At 71.9% G+C, this 4477-nt stretch carries 4 protein-coding genes and 3 tRNA genes; all 7 read right to left on the bottom strand.

Annotated features, from left to right (window positions below; all coding sequences use genetic code 11):
* Positions 1 to 130: 130 nt before the first annotated feature.
* Positions 131 to 204 (bottom strand) — tRNA-Phe (locus tag DLJ59_RS00535).
* A 99-nt stretch (positions 205 to 303) separates the two neighbouring features.
* A tRNA-Asp gene (locus tag DLJ59_RS00530) sits at positions 304 to 377 on the bottom strand.
* A gap of 31 nt (positions 378 to 408) precedes the next feature.
* Positions 409 to 481: transfer RNA gene (locus DLJ59_RS00525), tRNA-Glu, on the bottom strand.
* Between the two features lie 154 nt (positions 482 to 635).
* Complete coding sequence (locus tag DLJ59_RS00520) at positions 636 to 1418, bottom strand: polysaccharide deacetylase family protein (RefSeq protein ID WP_124770567.1); 783 nt, start codon at positions 1416 to 1418, stop codon at positions 636 to 638.
* A 75-nt stretch (positions 1419 to 1493) separates the two neighbouring features.
* Complete coding sequence (locus DLJ59_RS00515) at positions 1494 to 2438, bottom strand: MerR family transcriptional regulator (RefSeq protein ID WP_124770568.1); 945 nt, start codon at positions 2436 to 2438, stop codon at positions 1494 to 1496.
* Positions 2428 to 3048 carry an isopentenyl-diphosphate Delta-isomerase gene (gene idi, locus DLJ59_RS00510; RefSeq protein ID WP_124770566.1) on the bottom strand — a complete coding sequence of 207 codons (621 nt, stop codon included), beginning with the start codon at positions 3046 to 3048 and terminating at the stop codon, positions 2428 to 2430. Before idi ends, DLJ59_RS00515 begins: the two co-directional genes overlap by 11 nt.
* On the bottom strand, positions 3045 to 4475 hold the full coding sequence (crtI, locus tag DLJ59_RS00505) for a phytoene desaturase family protein (protein ID WP_244235761.1): 1431 nt from the start codon (positions 4473 to 4475) through the stop codon (positions 3045 to 3047). The genes idi and crtI overlap by 4 nt, the downstream gene beginning before the upstream one ends.
* Positions 4476 to 4477 lie beyond the last annotated feature (2 nt).

Here is a 4477-nt window from a genome sequence, read left to right as displayed (position 1 = left end):
GGCTGGGCTGGGCGCGTGGGCCGGTCGGACTGGCCGGGCTGGCGGGAGGCTCGGTGGAGCACCGGAAACAGCAAGATCCCCACCTGCGTATCCGCTGGTGGGGATCTCTGTAGCCCGGCGAAAGGCTATGTGGCCAGGGGCGGGGTCGAACCGCCGACCTTCCGATTTTCAGTCGGACGCTCGTACCAACTGAGCTACCTGGCCGTGCCGCTCGGCTCATGTTACCTGCCAACCGGACGAACCGGCGGTAAGGCGACCTGCTCCGATACGCAGAACGCCGCGCGGGGCGCGGCGTCAGCGCTGCGGTCCTGACGGGACTTGAACCCGCGACCTCCGCCTTGACAGGGCGGCGAGCACTCCAACTGCTCCACAGGACCTAGCTTGTGTTGCTCCGGCTTGCGCCGGTCGTGCCCCCAACGGGATTCGAACCCGTGCTACCGCCTTGAAAGGGCGGCGTCCTGGGCCGCTAGACGATGAGGGCGGCCCCGCCATCATTGCACACTCGCAACTTCAAGCGGACTTGCTCCCATCCGGCCCCGCCGGAGGCTTCGAAAGCATACGTGATGCTCGGTCGGTCGACAAAATCGGTGTTACCAAGGGCTTGGGACAGGCCATAACCACAGGTCAGAGCGGTTCTAGCGGAGTCGGGTGATGCCGAAGCGTTGCTTCAGGTCGGCGATCATCTTCGGGCAGGCGGCGAGCGTCGCGGCCCGATTTCCGCCTCCGTCGTGCAGCAGAACGATGGCACCGGGGCGGGTGGCGGTGTGGACCCGCTTGCCGATGGTGGCCGCGGTGGGCTTGTCCCAGTCCTGCGGGTCGACCGACCAGTGCAGCGGACGCATGCCGAGGTTCTTGGCCACCCCGAGCACCTCGGACGTCCACCGGCCGCCTGGTTGCCGGTAGAACGGCACCTTCGCTCTGGGAACGGCCTTCTGGATGGCCTTGTTGGTGCGGTCCAGGTCGGCCCGAATCTCGGCGACGGGCCGTCGGGCAAGATCGAGATCGTGCCGCCAGCTGTGGTTGCAGAGCTGGTGTCCCTCCCGGACGATCCGCCGGACCAACTCCGGGTGGCGCTGCACCTCGCGACCGACGACGCAGAAGGTCGCTGTCACCTTGGCGGCCTTCAGTTGGTCGAGCACCTTGGGTGTCCAGGCTGGGCTGGGCCCGTCGTCGAACGTCAGGGCAACCGGGCGTACGCCGGTGTTTCGACCCAGACCGGCGGGCAGCTTGGCCGGCAGCGGCCGCAGTGGCGGCTTGGCCGGCTTGGTGGCGCTGGGGTGCGGTGTGGGGGTGGGCGGCGTTGTCGATTCCGCCGGTTGTGGGGCAGCGACGGGTGCGATGGTGCGGTGTGGCTGGGCACAGCCGGTCAGGAACAGCGCCACGGCGAGGACGGACGCCAGGGCGGCGCGGGCTTGCATCTGCTCGCTCCCGGAGGGTCGGGGTAGGCGGACCCGCCCGACGGTAGTTCACGCCGCCAGTCGGCGACAGTGCGGTCAGTCACGCCTCGACTGGTCCAGGGCATCGCGGACGGCAGTGGAGAGCGAGACCGCCTCGGCCAGGTCGACTGGTCGCACCACACCGGCGGGCAGCGTGTCGGCTCGCCAGCCGGGGCCGGCGGCGAGCACCAGCAACGGGCGCCGGGGTGCGGCGAGCAGCGCGCTGAGTTGGGCGGGGTCGGCGGTGGCCCGAGTGTGTGACCAGAGCACCACGGCGGCCGGTCCGGTCCGGTTGACCGCCTCGACGAGAGCGGCCACCGGCACCCGGGCGCCGAGCATCCGGTAGCTGACACCGGCCTCCGCGAGGGCTGCGGCCAACGCTTCCAGCGGCAGGGTGTGCTGCTCCTCGTCCGCGCAGGAGAGCAGGATCCGCGCCGGCCCGGTGGGGACCTTCGCCCGGCTGGCCGCCGCGAGCGCCTCCGAGACGCAGCGGGACACCAGGTGTTCCACCTCGATCAGGCCGGCGGTGGCGGCGTGCCGTTCGCCGATGCCGGCGAGTACCGGGCGCAACAGGGCGTCCCAGGTGGCGACGACCCCGCCGGCGGCCAGGGCGTGCGCGATCGTCTCGCTGATCGCCGCCGCGTCCAACCGCATGGCCGCCCGGGCCAGTCCGCGGGCTGCCGGGCCGGCCCGGCCGACCGGGATGGTGCCGCCGCCGTCACGCCCGGTCGGGTGGATCGGGGTGGGGATGACGGTGCCGTTGGCCATCGGATCCGGGGCCTGGCGGGCCCAGCGGGCCGCCTCGGCGGGGCTCACCCCCTCGGCGGTGAGTCGTCGCATGATCTCGAGGCGGACCAGGTCGGTGCGTGTGTACCGGCGGTGGTGACCGGGGATGTGTTCGCTGGGCCCGAGCCCGTAGCGCTGGTGCCAGGTGCGTAGGGTCGTCACCGCGACTCCCAGCCGGCGTGCGACAGCGCCCGCGCTCAGCGCCTCATCGACCACCCGACCGCTCCGCCGTGTCATCCGCCGTCGATCCGGGCGGGGTCATGGCTGGGCCGGTTGCGTCCGGCCGGGACCCCGCGGGGCGTAGCAGCCGGTTCACCACCCCGCCCAGCCAGGGCGCGTACGACCGGGGGTCGAGCGCCAACTCGGCCTCCAGCGCGGTGGGGTCGGCCCAGCGCAGCTCGGCCACCTCGCCCGGGTCGGGCAGCAGCGGAGCGCCGGGCAGGAACTCGCCTCGCAGCACGTGGTCGTACTCGAACTCGACCCGGCCGGTGGCGGGGTCTTCGGCGTAGTAGACGTAGGTGCCGACCTCGGTCAGCTCGACCGGGCCCGCGCCCAACTCCTCGTTCAGCCGTCGATTGGCCGCCTCGGCGAGCGATTCGCCGGGCAGTGGGTGGCCGCAGCAGGAGTTGGCCCAGCGCAGCGGGAACCGGGTCTTGGCGGCGGCCCGGCGCTGGAGCAGCACCTGGCCGTCCGCGTCCACCAGCAACACCGAGAAGGCCCGGTGCAGCTGCCCCGGGGGTTGGTGCGCGGCCGCGACGGTGGTCTCGCCGTGGGCCTTGCCGGTCTCGTCGACGAGTTCGACGAGGTGCTTCTCACGGGTGCTCATCGGCCTTCTCCGGTGATTCGGCCGGCGGCGAGCTTGCCGGAGATGAGCACCATCGGCACACCGACGCCGGGCTGGGTCCCGGAGCCGACGAACACCACGTTCGACAGGTCGCGGTGCAGGTTGGACGGGCGGAACGGGCCGGTCTGGAAGAGGGTGTGCGCGGCGGCGAACGGGGTGCCCGCGGCCATTCCCTGCTCCTCCCACTCGGCGGGGGTGACCGCCCGTAGCACCTCGACGCCGGCACCGAAGCCGACGTAGCCGCGCTCCTCCAGGGTGCCGATCAGTTGGTCGGTGTAGCGCCGGGTCAGGTCGCCGCGCCACTCGAATGGCGCCCGGTGCAGGTTGGGCACCGGGGCGAGCACGTAGTAGGTGTGCCGGTCCGGCGGGGCCACCGCGGGGTCGGTCCGGCTCGGGTTGGTCACCAGCAGCGACGGGTCGGTCATCAGCTCGCCCCGCCGGATGACCTCATCGAAGGTGCCTTTCCACGCGCGTCCGAAATGGATGTTGTGATGGGCGATCTTCGCATAGGCCTGTCGGGAGCCGACGTGCAGAACGACGCAGGACGGCGAGTAGGTGAGCCGACGCCGCGGCTCGGCGGGGAGCAGGTCCCGGTAGGCGACCGGCAGGTCGGGGTTGAGCACCACCACGTCCGCCGGCACCAGGTCGCCGTCGGCGGTGAGCACGCCGGTGGCCCGGCCGTTCGCGGTTTCCACCCGGGTCACCGTGGTGTCGTACCGGATCTGTACGCCGTGCTTCTCGGCCGCGCCAGCCATGGCCCGGGAGACGGCGTGGATGCCGCCGCGCGGGAAGTAGACCCCGGCCACCGAGTCGAGGTACGCGATGACCGCGTAGATGGCCAGCGCGTCGTGCGGCGCGAGGCCGGCGTACATCGCCTGGAAGGAGAAGATCCGCTGGGTACGCGGGTCCCGGAAGAACTGGTTGATCTTCGTCTGGAGGCGCCGGAAGGCCCCGCCGCCGAGCAGCTTGAGCAGGTTGCCGGTGATCAGGTCGGTCGGCGCGTCCAGGTTGCGTTCGATGAAGTCGGTGCGCTCCAGCCGCCACAGCTCCCGCGCGTACTCGACGAAACGCAGGTAGCCGTCGGCCTCCCGGGGCCCGCAGACCCGGGAGATCTCGGCCGCCATCCGGGCGGTGTCGGTGAGTACGTCGAGGGTCGAGCCGTCCGGGTAGTACGCCCGGTAGGCGGGGTCGAGCGGGGTCAGGTCCAACCAGTCGTGCAGCTCCTCGCCGACCGCGCCGAGCGCCTCGGCGATCAGGTCGGGCATGGTGAGCACCGTCGGCCCGGTGTCGAACTCGTAGCCGTCCACGCCGAGCCGTCCGGCCCGCCCGCCGGGCACCGGCTCGCGCTCCAGCACTGTCACCTGTCGACCGCTGCCGGCCAGGTGCAGCGCACAGGCGAGCCCACCCAGCC

It is taken from the genome of Micromonospora inaquosa, assembly GCF_003857055.1.
GTDB lineage: Bacteria > Actinomycetota > Actinomycetes > Mycobacteriales > Micromonosporaceae > Micromonospora > Micromonospora inaquosa.
This window is presented reverse-complemented; position numbering and strand designations above follow the sequence as displayed.